A 228-nucleotide genomic window follows, 5' to 3' on the forward strand; every position below is an offset into this window, starting at 1 on the left:
CCAGTGCACGGATGGGTGCTGCGGGTTTGGCCAGCGTAATGCGAGCAAGCTGAGGAGCTGAGCATCCAGGCCGAGAGGATCGCGCCCCTGCTGTGCACGCCGCCATACCTCTTTCGTCAAGGGGCTGAAATAGGCCAAGTCCCGCATGCTGTGGCAGTCATTCCAGTAGCGACTCACTTCCCGTCCACGGGACGGCCCATCGTCTACCACGCCTTGCCCACGCTCGGC

General features: G+C 63.6%; 1 protein-coding gene. It reads right to left on the reverse strand.

Features of this window, described 5'->3' with window-relative positions:
- A partial coding sequence (locus R0J87_RS25655) for a hypothetical protein (protein ID WP_498889833.1) occupies positions 1-228 on the reverse strand: 228 nt, incomplete at both ends.

The sequence above is a fragment of the Halomonas sp. SIMBA_159 genome, assembly GCF_046536035.1.
GTDB lineage: Bacteria > Pseudomonadota > Gammaproteobacteria > Pseudomonadales > Halomonadaceae > Vreelandella > Vreelandella venusta_A.